Raw genomic sequence first — 388 nt, 5'->3', positions numbered from 1 at the left:
CGTCGATAGTGGGCAAGGCTATACTGCCCTTTCAGCCAACCGCTGCGCATCAGCGATGCCCCGACCAGCATCATCCCGGCGAGTTGCCAGCCATACTGCGCGCCCAGCGCCAGCAGACTGTTGGACAACGCGTCAACCCGGTTGCTGATGGCTTCCATACCCCCGTTCACCTTCCAGTATTTTTCATACAGAAGCGCCGCGTCGTCTGGCGTCCACGCGCGACTGGTTTGGCTGTCAGAGATCGCGCCGAGCAGCAGTAATACGCCAATACCGACCAGATACAGCAGAATGCCCGTATTCATCAGGCTTTTTACCGAAGGCGCATCGCGCACCAGCCGCCAGCAAATCAGCCCGACCAGGCCATAAGCCAGCAAAATATCGCCATCCC

General features: G+C 59.0%; 1 pseudogene. It reads right to left on the bottom strand.

Features of this window, described 5'->3' with window-relative positions:
* A pseudogene (locus E0T84_RS31705) lies at positions 1-388 on the bottom strand (hypothetical protein); the annotation flags it as partial.

The sequence above is a fragment of the Mycobacterium sp. DBP42 genome, from assembly GCF_005924235.1.
GTDB lineage: Bacteria > Actinomycetota > Actinomycetes > Mycobacteriales > Mycobacteriaceae > Mycobacterium > Mycobacterium syngnathidarum.
This window is presented reverse-complemented; position numbering and strand designations above follow the sequence as displayed.